Consider the following 18,029-nt stretch of genomic DNA (forward strand, 5'->3'; position numbering starts at 1 on the left):
GATTGTCCGCGCGACTTGAACCTACCCGCCCGATGACCCCGGCGACATCGGGCCGTGCGAACTGGCCCACACGCGGAGTTCACAGCCGCTTGATAGACCTCGCCGGGGGCGTAGTGGCCCAACCCGAGCGCTAGGTCTTAGTGTTGCGTGGTGTCCACCGTGTCAAAGGCGTCTGTTGCGACGAAACGACTGCTCTTAGGCAGGCCGTTCCGTAGTGACAAATTGGGCCACACGCTGCTGCCCAAGCGGATCGCGCTGCCCGTGTTCGCCTCTGACGCGATGTCGTCTGTCGCCTACGCGCCGCAGGAGATCTTCCTGGTCCTCTCGGTTGCAGGTCTCAGCGCCATGACCCTGGCGCCCTGGATCGCGATCGCTGTCGCTGTCGTGATGGCGGTGGTCGTCGCGAGCTACCGACAGAACGTCCACGCCTATCCGTCCGGGGGCGGCGACTACGAGGTGGCAACCGTCAATCTCGGACCGACGGCGGGTCTGGTCGTCGGCAGCGCGCTGCTCGTCGACTACGTGCTGACCGTCGCGGTCTCGATCTCGTCGGCCGCGGAGAACATCGGTTCCGCCATACCGTTCGTGCACGAGCATCGGGTGTGGTTCTGTGTGGCGGCGATCGTCGTGCTCGCAGCCGTCAACCTGCGCGGCATCAAGGAATCCGGCTCGGTGCTGGCCATTCCCACCTACGCGTTCATCATCGGGGTCATCGCGATGCTCCTGTGGGGCGCGACCGAGATCTTCGTCCTCGGACGTGACGTCCGCGCCGAGACCGCCGACTTCGGTATCCGCGCGGAGAACACGCATCTCGCCGGTGTGGCTTTCATCTTCCTCATCGCGCGAGCGTTTTCGTCGGGTTCGGCGGCACTGACCGGTGTCGAGGCGATCAGCAACGGCGTGCCCGCATTCCAGAAACCGAAGTCGCGCAACGCAGCCACGACGCTGCTCATGCTGGGAACGATCGCGATCGTGCTGCTGCTCGGGATCGTCTGGCTCGCCGAGCGGGTCGGCGCCAAGTACGTCTCCGACCCGGCGCGCGACCTGATCGGCGCGCCACCCGGCTTTCAGCAGGAGGCGCTCATCGCGCAGCTCGCGCAGGCCGTCTTCGAGAGTTTCCCGGCGGGCTTCTACTTCGTGGCCGTCGCCACGGCCCTCATCCTGATGCTCGCGGCCAACACCGCGTTCAACGGATTCCCGGTACTCGGTTCAGTTCTCGCGCAGGACCGGTTCCTGCCCCGACAGTTGCACACTCGTGGTGATCGCCTCGCCTTCAGCAACGGCATCATCTTCCTTGCCGTCGCGGCGATCGCATTCGTCGTCGCATTCGGCGGTGAGGTCACCGCGCTCATCCAGCTCTACATCGTCGGCGTGTTCGTCTCGTTCACGCTGAGCCAGGCGGGCATGGTGCGTCACTGGACGCGTTTGTTGCGACACGAGACCGATCCGCGTGCCAGGCGTCGAATGAAGCAGTCCAGGGTCATCAACTCGGTTGGCCTGGTGATGACGGCGACGGTCCTGGTGGTGGTGCTCATCACCAAGTTCACCGCGGGCGCATGGATCGCCATCCTCGCGATGGTGATCCTGTTCGTGCTGATGAAGCTGATCCACCACCACTACGCATCGGTCCAACGCGAACTCGAGCGTGTCGAAGCAGAGGAAGACCAGGTTCTCCCGAGCCGCACGCATTCGATCGTCCTGGTCTCCACGCTGCACATGGCGACCAAGCGCGCGTTGCTCTACGCCCGCGCCACGCGGCCGGACGTCCTCGAGGCCATCACGGTCAACGTCGACGACCGCGACACGCGAATACTGGTGTCGCAGTGGGAGGAAAGCGACATCAAGGTGCCGCTCAAGGTGATTGCGTCGCCATACCGGGAGATCACGAGCCCGGTGATCGAGTACGTGCGTCGGGTGCGCCGCGAGCATCCGCGCGACGTGATCACCGTCTTCATCCCCGAATACGTCGTCGGTCACTGGTGGGAGCAGATTCTGCACAACCAGTCGGCACTGCGACTCAAGACGCGCCTGCTGTTCGAGCCGGGCGTCATGGTCACGTCGGTGCCCTGGCAGCTCACGTCGTCGGACCGACGCCGCGACGACCTCGAGTACAACGCCCCAGGTGACACCCGACGAGCGCTGGGTGGCCAGTGAGCTCCACGCCGCAACGACCCGTGACCGCACCTGTCGTCACCGTGCGGGTTGATCGCCCGGCCAACGGGGGAGATGCCGTCGGGCGACTTGATGACGGACGTGTGGTGTTCGTGCGCGGCGCCATTCCCGGGGAGACGGTCACGGCGCGCGTCGTCGACACCCGAGCGGAGTCGTTCTGGCGCGCGGAGGCGATAGAGATCCTCGACCCCTCGCCGCATCGCGTCGAGACGATCTGCCCGGCGGCTGCTCACGGCGCAGGCTGCTGCGACCTCGCCTTCATCGAACCGGGCCACGCGCGGACGTTGAAGGCTCAGGCGCTCGAGGACGTGCTCGTGCGGGTCGGTCATTTCACCGCCGATCGCGTCCACGACTGGTGCGCCGCCGACGCCGACCCCGATGCGCCACCCTCGATCGGCATCCGCTCATTGTCCGACGACGCCACCGGCTGGCGTGTGCGGACGCGTCTCGCGGTGGACGACGCAGGCCGAAGCGGACAGCACCGCTTCCACAGCGGCGACCTCGTCGTCGGTGTCGACTGTGTACAGCCGGTCGCAGGTCTGCTCGACGGGCTCGACGACCGCCGCTTCACGCCCGGTGCGGAGTTGGCGATCGTCGCCGACGACGTCGGCCGCAGGCACATCACCGAACTCGCGCCGGCAGTGGCGCCGCGGCGACATTCTCGTCGCGATCGTGGCAGGAGCGCCGCGCAGCGTCGTCGACGTAGTGTCGAATCACGCAGGGCCACAACGGTACTCGAAGGCGACGCCGCCGCCCGCCACCGCGTGGGCGAGCGGGAGTGGTCGATTCCGGTGACCGGCTTCTGGCAGGCACACCGAATGGCACCGACCGTCTACGCGCAGACCGTCGCCGAGTTCGTCGCTTCGACCGACGTCTCGCCACCCGCGACCTGTTGGGATCTCTACGGCGGAGCCGGTGTGTTCGCGGGCGCCCTCGTCGACACTGTCGACCTCCGTGAGGTCCACATCGTCGACTCCGACGCCGCCGCACTGGCCGCGGCTGATGCGGTGTTCGACGAGGAGGACTCGTCGGTGACCACTCATCATGGCGAGGTCGCCGATGTGATCGAGTCGTTGCCGTCACCGGAGGTCGTCGTCCTCGACCCGCCGCGAACCGGCGCAGGCACCCGCGTGATCGACAGGATCGTCGCCGCGTCGCCCGAGATCGTCGTGCACGTCGGCTGCGACGCCGCGCGGTTCGCACGTGACCTCGCGCTGTTCACCGAACGCGGATACGCGGTCACCAGGATGCGGGCATTCGACGCCTTCCCGCTAACGCACCACGTCGAGGCGATCGCCGTGCTGGTGCCGATCGCGGCCGCCGGTGTGTGACCAGCTCGCGGTTGCGGTGACCCAGGGCACTGCCGCGAGGTCCGTAGACTGTTCGACACGACCGCGACAAGCCCGCGCGGCCGGTGTGCGTAGTAGGAGGACTCGATGAGTGTGCTCGAGCGGATCTCTTCCCCGGCCGATCTCAAGGCGCTGTCGCCGGATGAGGTCGTGGTACTCGCCGGTGAGATCCGTGAATTCCTCATCGAGAAAGTGTCGGCCACAGGTGGCCACCTCGGCCCCAACCTGGGGGTCGTCGAGCTGACGCTCGCGCTTCACCGCGTCTTCGATTCGCCTGTCGACCCCGTGATCTTCGACACCGGCCACCAGTCGTACGTGCACAAGATCGTCACCGGACGGGCCGCGGGCTTCGACGAGTTGCGTCAACGCGACGGACTCACCGGGTACCAGGATCGCGCCGAGAGCGAGCACGACTGGGTCGAGTCCTCGCACGCATCAGCAGCGCTGAGTTACGCCGACGGACTGGCGAAGTCGTTCGCTCTGACCGGTCAGGACCGCACGGTCGTCGCGATCGTCGGCGACGGCGCGCTCACCGGCGGAATGTGTTGGGAGGCGATCAACAACATCGCCGATTCCGACCGCTCGGTCGTGATTGTCGTCAACGACAACGGGCGCTCCTACGCACCGACCATCGGCGGCGTCGCGGCGCACCTGTCGGGTCTGAGACTCCAGCCCGGATACGAACGCTTCCTCGACGAGAGCCGTCGTGTGATGCAGATGTTGCCCGTTGTGGGCGGACCCGCGTACGCGGTGCTGCACGGCATGAAAAGCGGGATCAAAGACCTCCTCGCGCCCCAGCAGATGTTCACCGACCTCGGGCTCAAGTACGTCGGGCCGGTCGACGGCCACGATGTCGAAGCGCTCGAGGCGGCGTTCGCGCGGGCACGATCATTCGGCGGTCCGGTCATCCTGCACGCCGTCACCCGCAAGGGCAACGGCTATATCCACGCCGAGAATCACGTGGCGGATCAGATGCACTCGACCGGTGTGATCGATCCCAAGACCGGCCGCGCGAAGTCGGTGTCGGCGCAGGACTGGACGTCGGTGTTCTCCGCGGCACTCCTCGAAGCGGGTGCGACGCGTCCCGACGTGGTCGCGATCACCGCTGCGATGCCCGGCCCGACCGGGCTCGCACCGTTCGGCGAGAAGTATCCCGATCGGATGTTCGACGTAGGCATCGCCGAACAGCACGCGCTCACCTCGGCGGCGGGTCTCGCGCTGGGCGGCATGCACCCCGTGGTCGCGATCTACTCGACATTCCTCAACCGCGCATTCGACCAACTCCTCATGGACGTCGCGTTGCTGCGTCAGCCGGTCACCCTCGTCCTCGACCGTGCCGGGATCACCGGGCCGGACGGCCCCAGTCACCATGGCATGTGGGATCTGTCGCTGATGGCGATGGTTCCCGGTTTGCGCGTCGCCGCACCGCGCGACGCCGTCCGCCTTCGCGAAGAATTCGACGAAGCGCTTGCCGTCGACGACGGCCCGACCGCACTGCGCTTCTCAAAGGGCGCTGTACCCGAAGACATTCGCGCGGTGGAGCGTCTCGACGACGGCGTCGACATCCTGCGTCGGTCGTCACCTGGCGTCGGAAAAGCGTCGGGCGACGTACTCATCGTCGCCGTCGGCGCGTTCTGTGGTCTCGCCGTCGACACCGCGGACCGGCTGGCCAAGCAGGGCATCGACGCGACGGTCGTCGATCCGCGGTGGGTGCTGCCCGTCGCCGAGTCGATCGTCGACCTCGCGCGCCGACATCGGCTGGTGGTGACGCTCGAGGACAGCGGTGTGAGCGGGGGAGTGGGAGCTGCCGTCAGCGCCGCCCTCTCCGACGCGGAAGTGCCTGTGCCCGTGCAACTTCGCGGGATTCCGCAGCGTTTCATCGAACATGCGTCGCGTGGCGAGATTCTGGCCGAGCTCGGTCTGACGGCTCAGGATCTCGCGCGGTCGATCACGGCCACGGTGTCGGGGATGGAGACGGTGCCAGAGCTCGAGCACGCCGACGAGGCGATCGACGTGGCGCGTGATGGTGCCGGCGCCGACACGCCGGAGGGCGACCGGGGCTGACGCTCGAGGTCAGCTCGTCGAATCCGGCTCGGCCGCAGGCGCTTCCGCAGCGGCATTGAGTCTGTCTGCAAGAGCGACGTCAGTCAGTTCGCGCTGCCACGGCCGCGCACCGCCCGCCGCGAGATATGCGTCGACGGCGGGGGGTGTCGCGGGCAGATCTACTCCGTCCCAAGCGAGTTGGCGTACCAGGTCGGGCGCGAGCAGATTCTCGACGGGCACGGTGTTGTTCTCGGCGATCTCGTTGACGATCGGACGGATCTGCGCGATGCGCTTCGCGGCGTCGGGGTTGCGCTGCTCCCACCTGCTGATCGGCGGGAGTCCTACTGTCGGACCGCGTTTCGACGGCAGTTGGGATTCGGGGAGGCTGCGTGCACGATCGATCGCGCTGAGCCAGATGCCGGCCTGACGTCGTTGCCGTGGGCCGCCGAAGACGGGAAGTCGGGTCAGCTCCGCCTGCGATGTAGGCATGGCGTTGGCCGCGGTGACGATGGCCGAATCCGGCAGAATCCGGCCGGGCGCGACATCGCGTCGCTGGGCGAGTTCTTCACGCGCAGCCCAGAGCTCGCGGACCGCTGCCAACGATCGGCTGTTCTTCACCGTGTGCACGTTGGCGGTCCTGCGCCATTTGTCGACGCGTGGGGCAGGAGCCGGCCGGTCGAGAACGTATCGGAACTCCTGGCGCGCCCATTCGTCCTTACCCTGCTCTACCAGCGCCTGTTGCACGGCGTCGCGCAATTCGACGAGCACCTCGACGTCGAGCGCTGCGTAGTTGAGCCAGTCGTCGGGGAGCGGTCGCCGCGACCAGTCAGCGGCCCCGTGGCCCTTCTGCAGGCCGAGTTCGAGATAGGTGGCGACCATCGCCGCGAGATTGACCTTGGGTTCTCCGAGCAGCCGTCCGGCCAGTTCGGTGTCGAAGACCGTCTCGCAGCGGAAACCGAGTTCGCGTAGGCAGGGCAGATCCTGATCGGCGGCGTGCAACACCCACTCCGGGCCGTCGAGCGCCTCGATCACCGGGGCCAGTGCCTCTGGCTCGCTGATCGGGTCGAGCAGAAACGAGCCGGAGCCGGTGCGACGCAGCTGAACGAGGTACGCACGCTGCGAGTATCGATATCCCGAGGCGCGTTCGGTGTCGACGGCGATGGGGCCGGTTCCGGCGGCAAGGCATTCGGCGGCATAGGCGAAGTCCGCCGCGCGGGACAGCACCGGTGGAACACCGTCGGCTGGTGCGAGTAGTGGTTCGACGGACGGTTCGGCGACGACCTCGTTGCCGGGGTCGGCGGGCCGCTCGTCGGATGTACTCATACCGATGGACTCACACCGAACCGAGCTCGGTGACCCCGACCGGGGGGAGGCCCGCAGCCGACGACAGGACGTCGCAGAACGCCTCGAGATGGCCACCGAGGCCGTCGGAGGTCGGTGCGGTCCACGAGGCTCGCAGTTCGAGTTGATGTGCCCTGGGTGGTCCGGCGATGTCGCCGTAGCGCACCGACGTCGTCGACGTGACAGTTCCGCCGAGCGCGGTGACGACGATCGGTTCGCCGGTCCGCGACGTCCGCGAGCCGTCGCTCGACGTCGAACCCACCTCGGCGCCCAGCGCGTCGGACAGCCAACTCCACGCCACCTCGGGCAGGAGAGGATCCATTGCCAGCGCGGCCTCGACCTCGGCCTGAATGTAGGCGACGAGGCGCATGGTGCCGTTCCAGGCGTCCTGGCCTGCCGGGTCGTAGAGCAGGACCAGTCGGCCGAATGCACTTCCCGACGAGTCGACCGGCACGTCGTCGTCGATATCGGGTACGCGGACTTCGGCGCCCACGGCATAGCTGTACGGGGCGAGTCGCTGCACACCGCCCAGATTCGGCGCGACATCGAGGTCGGGCCGATCCGTCCCCCGCAGCGACTCGACCGCGGTGCGGAAGTCAGCAGGCTCCGTCGGAGCTCCGGAGGAGGTCACATCTCGACGGTAGAGTGAGGTAGGCGTGGCCGACGGGAGGCGCGCCGGGCAGGTAGGTCCTCGGTCGTCGGCGTGTCGAGGCAGGCGGGGGAGCTCGGCGAGCAAGGCCGACCTGGTCGGCCTGCGTCTGTGCCCCACATGGCAGAGTGATCGGTGATGTCACACCCTGCCCGCACGCGCCGAAATCATGCTCAGATGCCGCTCATCGCTGCCGCGACCGGCGGCGCACCCACACGACGTCCGGTGTGGTTCATGCGGCAGGCAGGTCGCTCCCTGCCCGAATACCGTGCCATTCGCGCCGATCACGGGATGCTCGAGTCGTGCTTCGACCCGGCGATGGTCTGTGAGATCACGATGCAACCGGTGCGCCGCCACGACGTCGATGCAGCAATCCTCTTCTCCGACATCGTCGTGCCGCTCAAGGCTGCCGGTGTCGACCTCGACATCGTCGCGGGTACCGGCCCGGTCATCGCGCATCCGGTGCGTACCGTCGACGACGTGGCGCAGCTCCCGGCGCTCGACCCCCAATCGGTGGGCGCGATCGCGCGTGCCATCGGGCTGATCCTCGACGAACTCGACGACGAAACCGCACTCATCGGATTCGCGGGTGCGCCGTTCACCCTCGCCTCGTATCTGATCGAGGGCGGGCCGAGCCGCAACTACACGATCACCAAGTCGATGATGTACTCCGATCCGGGACTCTGGCATGCGTTGATGGGTCGCCTCGCCGACATCACCATCACCTTCCTACGGACCCAGCTCGACGCCGGAGTCGACGCGATCCAGCTCTTCGACTCGTGGGCGGGTGCGCTCTCGGATGCCGACTACCGGACGTTCGTCGCGCCGCACAGTGCGCGCGTGCTGGCCGAGGTCTCCGATTTCGGCGTGCCCCGCATCCACTTCGGTGTCGGAACGGGGGAGTTGCTCGAGTCCATGACCAAGGTCGGGGCCGACGTGATCGGCGTCGACTGGCGCGTGCCGCTCGACGATGCCGCGCGCCGCGTCGGCGGAGGTGTCGCAGTGCAGGGAAACCTCGATCCGACAGTGCTTTTCGCAGGCGAGGCCGCGATCGACGAACATGTTCGACGCATCGTCGCCGAGGGTGAGCGTGCCGTCGTGCACGGCGCCGCAGGGCACATCTTCAACCTGGGGCACGGTGTGCTGCCGGGAACCGATCCGGATGTGATCACGCGGAGCGTAGAACTGGTTCATTCGATCTGAACGCTCGCGAGGTGAGGACATGACCATCGACGTCGCCGTTGTCGGAGCGGGCATCTCGGGTCTCACCGCGGCGTTCCGGCTGCGGCAGCGACTCGGTCCCGACGCACGTATCGACCTCTACGAAGCAGGGGAGCGGACGGGCGGAATCCTCAAGACGGTCGACGTCGGTGCTGACGGTCGGGGATCGGTGCTCGTTGATGTGGGCGCCGAGGCCTTCATCGTGCGACGACCGGAGGCGCTCGGCTTGGTCACCGAGCTCGGTCTGGCTGATCGGGTGGTGTCACCGACCGGGCGTCGACCCGCACTGTGGGCGTGCGGCCGATTGCACGACATGCCCCGCCCCGCGCTGATGGGGATTCCCGCGACGCCCGACGCGGTGGCCGGTCTGGTCGATCCGGCAGATCTCGAGCGGATGCGTGCCGAACCCGACCGCCCGTTGGAATGGGCTCCCGGTACCGACGTCTCTGTGGGAGATCTTGTCGCCCACCGGTTCGGTCCGTCGGTGGTGTCGCGCAGCGTCGACCCGATGCTCGGCGGGGTGTATTCGAGCCTCGCCGCGGATATCGGTGTGCGCGAAGCACTTCCGGCTCTCGCGGCACAGCTCGATGCGGGTGCGCCGAGTCTGACGGCGGCGGTCGGCGCTTTGCTTGCCAACCCGACCGCGACCGGGCCGGTCTTCGGAACGTTGATAGGCGGATATCGCGTCCTCGTCGAGGCGCTGCTCGACGCCGCGCGACCAGACCTCCGCACCTGCGCCGCGGTGACCGACGTCCGACGCAACGGCTCGCGGTGGGCCCTCTTCACGGGCGATCGGCCGGCCGCTACCGATGCGAGCTACGACGGCGTCGTTCTGTCGACACCGTGTTGGATGACGGGACACATGCTCCGCCGAGAGGCGCCCGACGCCGCGTCGACGTTGCTGGCTGTCGAGCGGGCGCGATCGGTGGTCGTGTCCATCACACTGGCACCTGACACCGCACTTCCCGACAATTCCGGCGTCCTCGTCGCAACGGGAGAAAACCTGCGCGCCAAGGCTTTCACACTCAGCTCGCGCAAGTGGGCGCATCTCGGCGAACCAGGCGCGTTGCTGTCGGTGCGTGCGTCTTTCGGCCGGTACGGGCAGTCGATTCCCGACGAGGACGTCGAGCCGGGCATCGACGATCGCCTGCGCGACTGGGCGCTGGCCGATCTCGATCGAGTGTGCGCAGCCGCAGGCATCGAGCCGTTGACCGGACGCGTCATCGACACGTTCGTGCAGCGATGGGAGCTACCGCGTTACGCGCCAGGACATCTCGCGACGATGGCGAGGGTCGAAGCGTCGCTGCCCGCGGGGCTCGCCCTGGCGGGCAATGCGGTGCGTGGCGTCGGGGTACCCGCGTGCATCGGTCAGGCAGGCAGGGCCGTCGAACGCCTGCTCGGCGACCTGGAGCCGTGACTCCGCTGGGCGAGCGGGCGCGAGCCTGACTCCGCTGGTCGAGCGGGCGCGAGCGCTGGCGAGCTCCCGAGTGGAGACCACCCTGCCCGGTTCGAGGGCGCGCGCCGGTGGCACCATTGATCCCATGAGCCGCCTCGACTACACCGCACTGAACTCGACGATCCGCTACCTGATGTTCTCGGTCTTCGCCGTGCGCCCTGGCGAGCTCGGCGACGAGCGTGACCAGGCCAAGTCCGACGCCACCGACTTCTTCAAGTCGCTGGAGGACGAGGGCGTCGTCGTGCGCGGCGTGTACGACGTGTCGGGACTGCGCGCCGACGCCGACTTCATGATCTGGTGGCACGCCGAGCACATCGAGCAGTTGCAGGCCGCCTACAGCCGATTCCGCCGCGAGACGGTGCTCGGCCAGGCGTGCGATCCGGTGTGGAGCGCAGCGGCGCTGCACCGGCCCGCAGAGTTCAACAAGAGCCACGTGCCCGCTTTCCTCGCCGGTGAAGAGGCAGGAAAGTACATCTGCGTCTATCCGTTCGTGCGCTCCTACGACTGGTATCTGCTCCCCGACGAGGAGCGTCGGACGATCCTCGCGGAACACGGCAAGGCTGCACGTGGTTACAAGGACGTCAGGGCCAACACGGTTGCTTCGTTCGCGCTCGGAGACTACGAGTGGTTGCTCGCCTTCGAGGCTCAGGAGTTGCACCGGATCGTCGACCTGATGCGCGATCTGCGCGCCACCGAGGCTCGCCGTCACGTGCGCGAGGAGATTCCGTTCTTCACGGGACCACGCGTCGAGGTCGTCGACCTCGTCGACGCGCTGCCTTAGTTCACGAACGAGGAGGGCACGTGGTCAAGGTCCTGGCCGTCGACACGTTCGGCACCGTCACCGATTGGCATACGGGTGTGAGTGCTGTTCTGGCCGAACAGTTTCCGACCGTCGGCGCCTCACAGCTCGCGAACGACTGGCGAGACACCTACGCGCCCTCGCTGGAGCTGATCGAATCGGGTGCCAGGCAGTGGACACTGCTCGACGACATCCACCGCGAGTCACTGGACGCATTGCTGCGGGACTCGTACGACATCACGGCGACCCCGGCGCAGCTGGACGCGGCCGTCCACGCCTGGCACGTCATTCCCGGGTGGCCTGACGCGGCGGGCGGAATACGCCGATTGACGTCGAAGTTCATCGTCTCCGCGTTGAGCAACGGAAACGTGGCGCTACTCGCCGAGATGGCCAAACACAACGGATTCGACTGGGATTTCCTCGGTGGCGCCGACCTGTGGCGGCATTACAAACCGTCGCCGGAGGTCTACCTCGGGATCGTTCGCCTCATGCAGGTTGAGCCGTCAGACGTCCTGATGGTCGCCACGCACGCGTGGGATCTCGACGCGGCGCGCGCGTGCGGACTGCGCACCGCCTACGTCGAACGTCCGCGCGAGTGGGGTCCGGTGCACAAAGACGAAACCCCGAACTCGCTCGACGACTTCCGCGCCACAGGATTAGACGACCTGGCCGATCAGCTCGGCTGCTGATCGGCGCGACCTGTCAGCTCTCGTCCGGCTCCAACGTCATGCTGATCGAGTTGATGCAGTACCGCAGGTCGGTCGGGGTGTCGTAGCCCTCGCCGGCGAAGACGTGGCCCAGGTGCGAGCCGCAGGTGGCGCACAGAACCTCGGTGCGTCGCATCCCCATCGAGTCGTCGGATCGTTCGATGATCGCGTCGCCCGCCAACGGTGAGAAGAACGACGGCCATCCGCAGTGCGAATCGAATTTCTGGTCGCTGCGGAACAATTCGGCACCGCACGCTCGACACCGGTACACGCCGGTGGTCTTGGTGTCGGTGTACTCGCCGACGAACGGCGCTTCGGTGCCCGCCTGCCGCAGCACGCGGAATTCCTGCGGGGTGAGGCGTTCACGCCACTGCTCGTCGGTGAGGTTCGACAGTTGTTCGGGGCTCTCGGAAGTCGACTTTCCAGAAGTCTCAGATGTCATGACTCAACGGTACGAGTGTCGCATTGGCCGTGCCACTGGCCCGTTATCGAGGCTGGCTGACGGTCCGGTCAGCCGCGGTGTCTGTGGACGACGGTGCCTCGGCGGCCGGAACCTCCGGTTGCCGCTGGAGCGAACCCTCACCCTGTCCCCGCACGTCGAGATAACGGAACAGCAGTGAGCAGAACACGGCAATCATCAACAGCGACCAGCCGTAGGTGACCTTGTTGTATTCCAGCATCCAGCCGAAGGCCGTCCATTCGCGGGAGTAGAACGAGTCGAAAGTCATGCAGCCGTATATCCCGAGCCACGCCGGCCAGTTGCGGATGGTTGAGCCCGGGATCAGGACGGTCATGATCAACGGGAACAGCAGCATCGAGTAGTAGCCCTGCCCGAGCGCGCCCACGAGGAACGTGGTGGTCAGCAGCACACCCGACGAGGTGGTCAGCCATAGCAGTTCATTGGTCGTGCGGTAGTAGCGGTACAGGAACCACAGCGAGAACACGGCCATCAGAACGAACGCGATGCGCAGAACGAGTACCAGCCACGGTGCGACACCGAAGTAGGCGCCGTTGCCCGCGATCGAGCTGTTGTAGTAGTCGCGTGCCTCGCCGAGATAGGGGAGTGTTCGGTCGATGAAGGCTTTCGGGTCCGCCGACAGCGGCCACGCGATGACCATGAGGATCAGCGGGACGGCTATTCCGGTGACCAGGATGCGCCACTGACGGTTGAGCAGCGGGAGCAGCAGGAGGGGGGCGAGCACCGGCTTGACGGCGATGGTCAGCCCGATCGGTACACCGGCCCACCAATCCTGACGCTTCATCATCAGGAGCATGAATGCGGACATGCCAAGCAGCACAAAGGCATTGAAGTTCGTGAAGATCAGAGTGTGGGCCGTCGACTCTGTCATGAAGAAGAAGAACAGGATGGTCGGCAAGACCCACGACTTGAGTGAGTATCCAAAGAGCTTGGTGAGAAGAAGCGCCGAGATCACCAACGCAAGCACACTGACCCCGATGAAGGTCCAGCGTGCGGTCTGCGGATCCAGCACCGAGATCGGTGCCATCAACAGTGTCCCGGATGGCGGATACAGATAATGCGGGTCGACGGTGTTGAGATTCTCGTTGTAGACCGACTGGTTGTTCATGAACCGCAACGCGGCCTGGTAGACGGGCGTGAAGTCGTCGGTCCGGTCGCCGTTGATCGCGAGAATCACCGACCGGTGGATCGCCGTCATGATCGTGAGCGGCCACAGCACCAGCGGGATGATCCGCTGCACCGTCATCTGCGGGTAGAGAATCCTGTCGAGAGAGGCCACCCGCGAACCGTACTACGAGTGGCGTCCGACACGGCGTCGGCCCCGCCGTGCCGGCGTAGGAATCCTGCGACGCGTTTTGCGGGACTCGGTCAGGTCGGACAACCGCGTTCCGACGGCCCGCTCAGCGGTGCCTGCTCGATGTAGTCGGAGACCGCGTCGGCAGCGCAGTCACTGCGGGCGAGCACCGAGTAGCCCAGGCCCTCCCACGTCACGCTGACCGAGTCTGCGCCCGCCTTTGTCAGCACCGTGTTGACGGTCGAGATGCCGTTGCCGCCGTTGATCGAATCGCCGGTGCCGTTGAGCAGCAGCGGTGGGACAGGGTACGAGTTCGGCGGATTGACCGTGGGTGTCGACGCCCAGCCGAGGCACCTACCGAGCGAGAGTGCCGAGTTGTTTCCGGTGAGCGGATTCTGCTTGCTCCAGGTCGTTGCAAGGCCGGGAATCTCGTTCTGGCCGATCGGTCCGGACACGTCGTTGCACGCGGCGACGAGCTGTCCGTCCGACTCACGCAGCGACGCCGCATCGTCGGCGAGTCCGGAGAGGGCACGGGTGTCTCCGCGGTCGGCGGCGGCGATGGCCGATGCCACCGAGTTGATTCCGTCGGGACTGTTGGGCGCGAGTGCGAGTGCCGTGGTGATCGCGGTCAGCGCATCGGTGTCCGACATGCCGCCCAGCTGACCGTCGCGCCCCTTGTCGAGCACGCTCTGCATCGTCTGGGTTCCGTTGGCCCCGAACGCGCACGACGGCAGAGAGGAACAGCGCTGGGCGAAGGTTCGCAGTGCGGCCTGGACTCCGGTCGCTTCGTTGGCGCCGGTGTCACGGGCATTCGCGCCGAAGGGCGTCGGTGTGTCGAGGATGATGCGCCCGGTCCGACCGCCGTACTGGGCGGTGTACGCGATGACCACGTCTGACCCCTCGCCCACGCCGATCAGCCCGAGCCTGTCGACTCCCCACCGCTCACGCAGCGATTCCAGATCGGACGCCGCGTAGGAGATGCCGAAATGCAGTTGGTTAGGAGAAAGTGTTTCGGTGCAGCCGTCCGAGGCGGTCGACGCCGCGGCGGACAGCCGTGTGAGCCGCGCAGATGTGTCCGACGACCCACCACCGAGGCCGTTGTTGCGGATCGTCGAGCGTTCGTCGCGCGTCAGGCAGTCGAGTGCGCCGCTGCGTTCGATCCCGCGCCTGTCGACTGCGACCACCGGATTGCTCGTGAGGAGTTTCTTGCCCGCGCCGCCCGCGAGGAGCAGCAATGTGCGCGACGAAGGAAGGTCGGAGCCCGAGGTCAGCACCAGAGGCGCAGCGTCGGCGGGGGTATCGGCCACCCGGGCCCGGGTCAACGCGACGTCGACGGTGTCTCCGGGGCGATCGGGGTCGATGGGGGAGGGCAGAGTGGCGCACTCGATGGTCACGCCGCTCGGCGCCGTCGTCGAGTAGTCCCGTGCGACCCGGCTACCGCACTCGCGCCAGTCGAGTTCGTTGCGCGGCTTCTGCAGTGCGGGGATCTGTGGTGCGGCACTCGATGACGCCGGAGACTGGTTGCCGCCGCCGTCGCCCGCGGGTACGAGTCCTGGTCCGGTGTCGGGGCCGACTGCGCACGACGACACGACGAGCGCCGCGACGAGAGCGCAGGTGGCGCCGATGACGACGGTCCAGGGGTGACGGGGTCGCCGGGGTTGTCCGTGTCGGCCTCGCGCAGATCGCATGTGGGCGAGCGTAGTCAACGGCTCCACCGGCTGAAGACATAGCCGTCGGTGTCGGTGAGGAGGTGCACGGGGCGCAGACGGTGCAGTGCCGCGTCGTCGTTGTCGCTGTGGGCGATACGCGTCGCGTCGCCGGACAGCAGGTTCGGACTGATCGTGAGGCAGAGCTCGTCGACGAGATCGGCGTCGACGAAGGAGCCGAGCAGGCTCGGGCCGCCCTCGCACAGGATTCGTGGGGACCCGCTGGCGGCGAGGTAGTTCGTGACGACGTGGGGATCGAGCGAGTCATCGCCGCAATCGACGAGCGTGGCGCCGGCGTCGACGAGACGGGCCCGCCGGGCGGGGTCGGCTCCGGCGGTGGTGATGACGACAGTGCCGGGATCGCGCAGTGGAGCGAAGTCGGGGTCGATCGTCAGCGACCGCGTCGTCAGGGCCAGGCGTGGTGCGGGCGGCTGACCCGCCGCCGACCTGCGGTCGGTGAACGCGGTGTCGGGTTCAGGCTGACCGTATCCCTCGGCCGTCGCGGTTCGCGCGCCGACGAGTACGACGTCGCACAGACCGCGGAGAACCCGAAAGATCGCCTTGTCTCCTGCACCCCCCAGGCCGCCCGACTTGTTCTGGAACGCCGACGCGCCGTCGAGCGTCGACACCATGTTGACGCGCAGCCACGAGCCCTCCAGATCGGACGGATAGGCGTACAGATCGGCCAGACCGTCGAGGTCGTTGTCCGGTGAGAATGTGACCTGGGTCGCTTTCTGCAGGTAGAGCATCCCGTCCTTCCGACAGCTATCGCTAGGCTCCGGTTATGGTGGCCAGTCTTGTCGACCGCAATCCGGTCGTGTCTCCCGACGCTCTCATCGATGAGATGGTGCCTCCACCGACCTTTGACGAGGTCAGCTTCGACTCCTACATCCCTGACCCGAACGAGCCTACGCAGTCGCAGGCCGTCGACGCCGCACGCGACTTCGTGACGCGCGCACGCAAGGTCCGCGGTGGCAAACGGGGATTGTTCTCCCGCAACAAGCAACAGCAGGGCGTCGGGCTCTACCTCGACGGTGGGTTCGGCGTCGGCAAGACGCACCTGTTGGCATCGATCTACCACGCGATGCCCGAACCCAAGTCGTTCGCGACGTTCGTCGAGGTGACGCATCTCGTCGGCGCGCTCGGATTCATGCAGGCCGTCGAGCGGCTCTCCGATCACTCGGTGTTGTGCATCGATGAGTTCGAGCTCGACGATCCCGGCGACACCATGCTGATCTCGCGACTGCTCGCCGAACTCACCGAGCAAGGTGTGTCGATCGCCGCGACGTCGAACACACTTCCCGGGCAACTCGGTGAGGGGCGTTTCGCGGCACAGGACTTCCTCCGGGAGATCCGCAAGCTCGCATCCGTCTTCGATACCATCCGCGTCGACGGACCCGACTACCGCCACCGCGATCTGCCGCCTGCCCCCGATCCGCGCAGCGACGCCGACCTCGTTTCGCTCGTAGAGTCGACGCCCGGCGCGACCCTCGACGATTTCGACGCCCTCTGTGAGCACCTGAGTACGCTGCATCCGTCGAAGTACAAGGCGTTGGTCGACGGCGTCTCCCTTGTCGGCATCCGTAACGTGCATCCGGCCAAGGACCAATCGGTGGCATTGCGCCTCGTCGTTCTCGCCGACCGGCTCTACGACGCCGACATTCCGGTGACCGTGTCGGGAGGAAAGCTCGACGAGATCTTCACCGACGAGATGCTTGCCGGCGGGTACCGCAAGAAGTATCTCCGTGCGACGTCACGACTCCTCGCGCTGTCTCGGTCGTCGGAATCAGCCATCGGCTAGCACCGTCTGGTGGGCCACCTTTTTCGGTGTTCGAGTGTTCACTGAAAGTCGGCCGTGCTTTACTTACTCCTCAGTAGTGTAGACGTGTCGGGGGACGGGAATCTGCGCTCATGGGCGGGATGCGTCGGCGTCTCGTTTGACTCGACCCTGGGGGTATTTGTGCGGATAGTGATGACGGCGGCTGTTGCGTTGGTCGCGGCACTCTTTGTGGGAGTGGCGATTTCGGCGCCAGCGTCTGCGGCCCCGGCCGTCGCCACCGATGCGTCGCGCATCGAGGCGGTACGGATGGCGACCGCGACGCGTGCGCAGGTGACGACATACTCCGCGGCCATGGGGCGACGGATCACGGTCAGCGTGCTGTTGCCGCGCGATCGCTCGAAGCCGCGTCCGACCCTGTACCTCCTCGACGGAATCGACGGCGGTGTCTACACGAACTACACCGAGAGCGGCTGGACCTACCATACCGACATCGAGAAGTTCATGGCCGACAAGCAGGTCTACGTGGTGCTTCCGATCGGAGGGACGGGCTCGTACTACACCGACTGGCGGTCGAACGACCCCGTGCTCAAGAACAACCAGTGGGAGACGTTTCTGACCAAAGAACTCCCGCCGCTTATCGAGAAGCGGTTCGACACCAACGGCGTGAAAGCAATCGGTGGGCTGTCGATGGGCGCGCTCGGCGCGATGTCGATCGCGGTCCGAAATCCCGAAATGTATTCGGGCGTTGCAGCATTCAGCGGATGTCTCGATCAGGGGACACCGGATTTCCGTCGCGCGACTGCGGCGACCGTCCAAACGCGCGGCGGCAACCCGGACAACATGTGGGGACCGATCACCAGCCCGCTCTGGGCCGCACACGACCCTGCAGAACACATCGCCTCGCTACGCGGGAAGCCGATCTACGTCTCAGTCGGCAACGGACTGCCTGATCTCTCGCTAGTGTCGCGTGTCGGTAATTAGTTTATGGTTCGTGGTTTGAGAGAATTGGCTATGGCGAATTCTGCGGCCCCGGC

The 18,029-nt window shown here is 66.5% G+C and carries 14 protein-coding genes and 1 pseudogene; 9 read left to right on the forward strand and 6 right to left on the reverse strand.

What is annotated here, in order from left to right; all coding sequences use genetic code 11:
* Nucleotides 1–150 precede the first annotated feature (150 nt).
* From A5777_RS13235 to dxs, 3 genes are all read left to right on the forward strand, one after another.
* The gene (locus A5777_RS13235) at nucleotides 151–2,154 is read left to right on the forward strand and encodes an APC family permease (RefSeq protein ID WP_197500852.1); all 2,004 of its coding nucleotides are present in this window, start codon (nucleotides 151–153) and stop codon (nucleotides 2,152–2,154) included.
* Nucleotides 2,155–2,174: 20 nt separating this feature from the next.
* Nucleotides 2,175–3,503 (forward strand): class I SAM-dependent RNA methyltransferase, encoded by a 1,329-nt coding sequence (locus A5777_RS13240; protein WP_082933664.1) that lies wholly within the window; start codon nucleotides 2,175–2,177, stop codon nucleotides 3,501–3,503.
* Between the two features lie 105 nt (nucleotides 3,504–3,608).
* On the forward strand, nucleotides 3,609–5,585 hold the full coding sequence (dxs, locus tag A5777_RS13245; RefSeq protein WP_064862982.1) for a 1-deoxy-D-xylulose-5-phosphate synthase: 1,977 nt from the start codon (nucleotides 3,609–3,611) through the stop codon (nucleotides 5,583–5,585).
* A gap of 9 nt (nucleotides 5,586–5,594) precedes the next feature.
* Here the strand turns inward: dxs and A5777_RS13250 are convergent, their stop codons facing one another.
* Together A5777_RS13250 and A5777_RS13255 are read right to left on the reverse strand one after the other, a co-directional pair.
* Nucleotides 5,595–6,887, reverse strand: a complete 1,293-nt coding sequence (locus A5777_RS13250; RefSeq protein ID WP_064862983.1) for an HRDC domain-containing protein — start codon at nucleotides 6,885–6,887, stop codon at nucleotides 5,595–5,597.
* 10 nt (nucleotides 6,888–6,897) lie between these two features.
* Nucleotides 6,898–7,536: a DUF3000 domain-containing protein gene (locus A5777_RS13255; protein ID WP_064862984.1), complete on the reverse strand. Its 639-nt coding sequence runs from the start codon at nucleotides 7,534–7,536 to the stop codon at nucleotides 6,898–6,900.
* Nucleotides 7,537–7,731: 195 nt separating this feature from the next.
* On the opposite strand from A5777_RS13255, the gene hemE reads away from it, so the two are divergent.
* From hemE to A5777_RS13275, 4 genes are all read left to right on the forward strand, one after another.
* A complete protein-coding gene (gene hemE / locus A5777_RS13260; RefSeq protein ID WP_064862985.1) occupies nucleotides 7,732–8,757 on the forward strand; it encodes a uroporphyrinogen decarboxylase in 1,026 nt (341 codons plus the stop codon).
* Nucleotides 8,758–8,776: 19 nt separating this feature from the next.
* Nucleotides 8,777–10,192 (forward strand): protoporphyrinogen oxidase, encoded by a 1,416-nt coding sequence (gene hemG / locus A5777_RS13265; RefSeq protein WP_064862986.1) that lies wholly within the window; start codon nucleotides 8,777–8,779, stop codon nucleotides 10,190–10,192.
* Between the two features lie 124 nt (nucleotides 10,193–10,316).
* Nucleotides 10,317–11,012, forward strand: coding sequence for a hydrogen peroxide-dependent heme synthase (hemQ, locus tag A5777_RS13270; RefSeq protein ID WP_064863009.1), 696 nt, complete (start codon nucleotides 10,317–10,319; stop codon nucleotides 11,010–11,012).
* Nucleotides 11,013–11,032: 20 nt separating this feature from the next.
* Nucleotides 11,033–11,719, forward strand: coding sequence for a haloacid dehalogenase type II (locus tag A5777_RS13275; protein WP_064862987.1), 687 nt, complete (start codon nucleotides 11,033–11,035; stop codon nucleotides 11,717–11,719).
* A gap of 13 nt (nucleotides 11,720–11,732) precedes the next feature.
* On the opposite strand, the gene msrB is transcribed toward A5777_RS13275, so the two are convergent.
* The 4 genes from msrB to A5777_RS13295 all read right to left on the reverse strand — a co-directional run bounded on the left by msrB (nucleotide 11,733) and on the right by A5777_RS13295 (nucleotide 15,964).
* Entirely contained in the window at nucleotides 11,733–12,179 is a 447-nt protein-coding gene (gene msrB / locus A5777_RS13280; protein WP_064862988.1) for a peptide-methionine (R)-S-oxide reductase MsrB, read from the reverse strand.
* Nucleotides 12,180–12,222: 43 nt separating this feature from the next.
* On the reverse strand, nucleotides 12,223–13,494 hold the full coding sequence (locus tag A5777_RS13285; protein ID WP_064862989.1) for a glycosyltransferase family 87 protein: 1,272 nt from the start codon (nucleotides 13,492–13,494) through the stop codon (nucleotides 12,223–12,225).
* A gap of 89 nt (nucleotides 13,495–13,583) precedes the next feature.
* A complete protein-coding gene (locus A5777_RS13290) occupies nucleotides 13,584–15,197 on the reverse strand; it encodes an alpha/beta hydrolase (RefSeq protein ID WP_231895056.1) in 1,614 nt (537 codons plus the stop codon).
* Between the two features lie 14 nt (nucleotides 15,198–15,211).
* Nucleotides 15,212–15,964, reverse strand: a complete 753-nt coding sequence (locus A5777_RS13295; RefSeq protein WP_064862990.1) for a pyrimidine reductase family protein — start codon at nucleotides 15,962–15,964, stop codon at nucleotides 15,212–15,214.
* Between the two features lie 35 nt (nucleotides 15,965–15,999).
* Here A5777_RS13295 and zapE point away from each other — a divergent pair, with 35 nt between their 5' ends.
* On the forward strand, nucleotides 16,000–17,016 hold the full coding sequence (gene zapE / locus A5777_RS13300; RefSeq protein WP_064862991.1) for a cell division protein ZapE: 1,017 nt from the start codon (nucleotides 16,000–16,002) through the stop codon (nucleotides 17,014–17,016).
* Between the two features lie 171 nt (nucleotides 17,017–17,187).
* A pseudogene (locus A5777_RS13305) lies at nucleotides 17,188–17,955 on the forward strand (alpha/beta hydrolase); the annotation flags it as partial.
* Between the last annotated feature and the right edge of the window lie 74 nt (nucleotides 17,956–18,029).

The sequence above is a fragment of the Gordonia sp. 852002-10350_SCH5691597 genome (genome assembly GCF_001665715.1).
Classification (GTDB): Bacteria; Actinomycetota; Actinomycetes; order Mycobacteriales; family Mycobacteriaceae; genus Gordonia; species Gordonia sputi.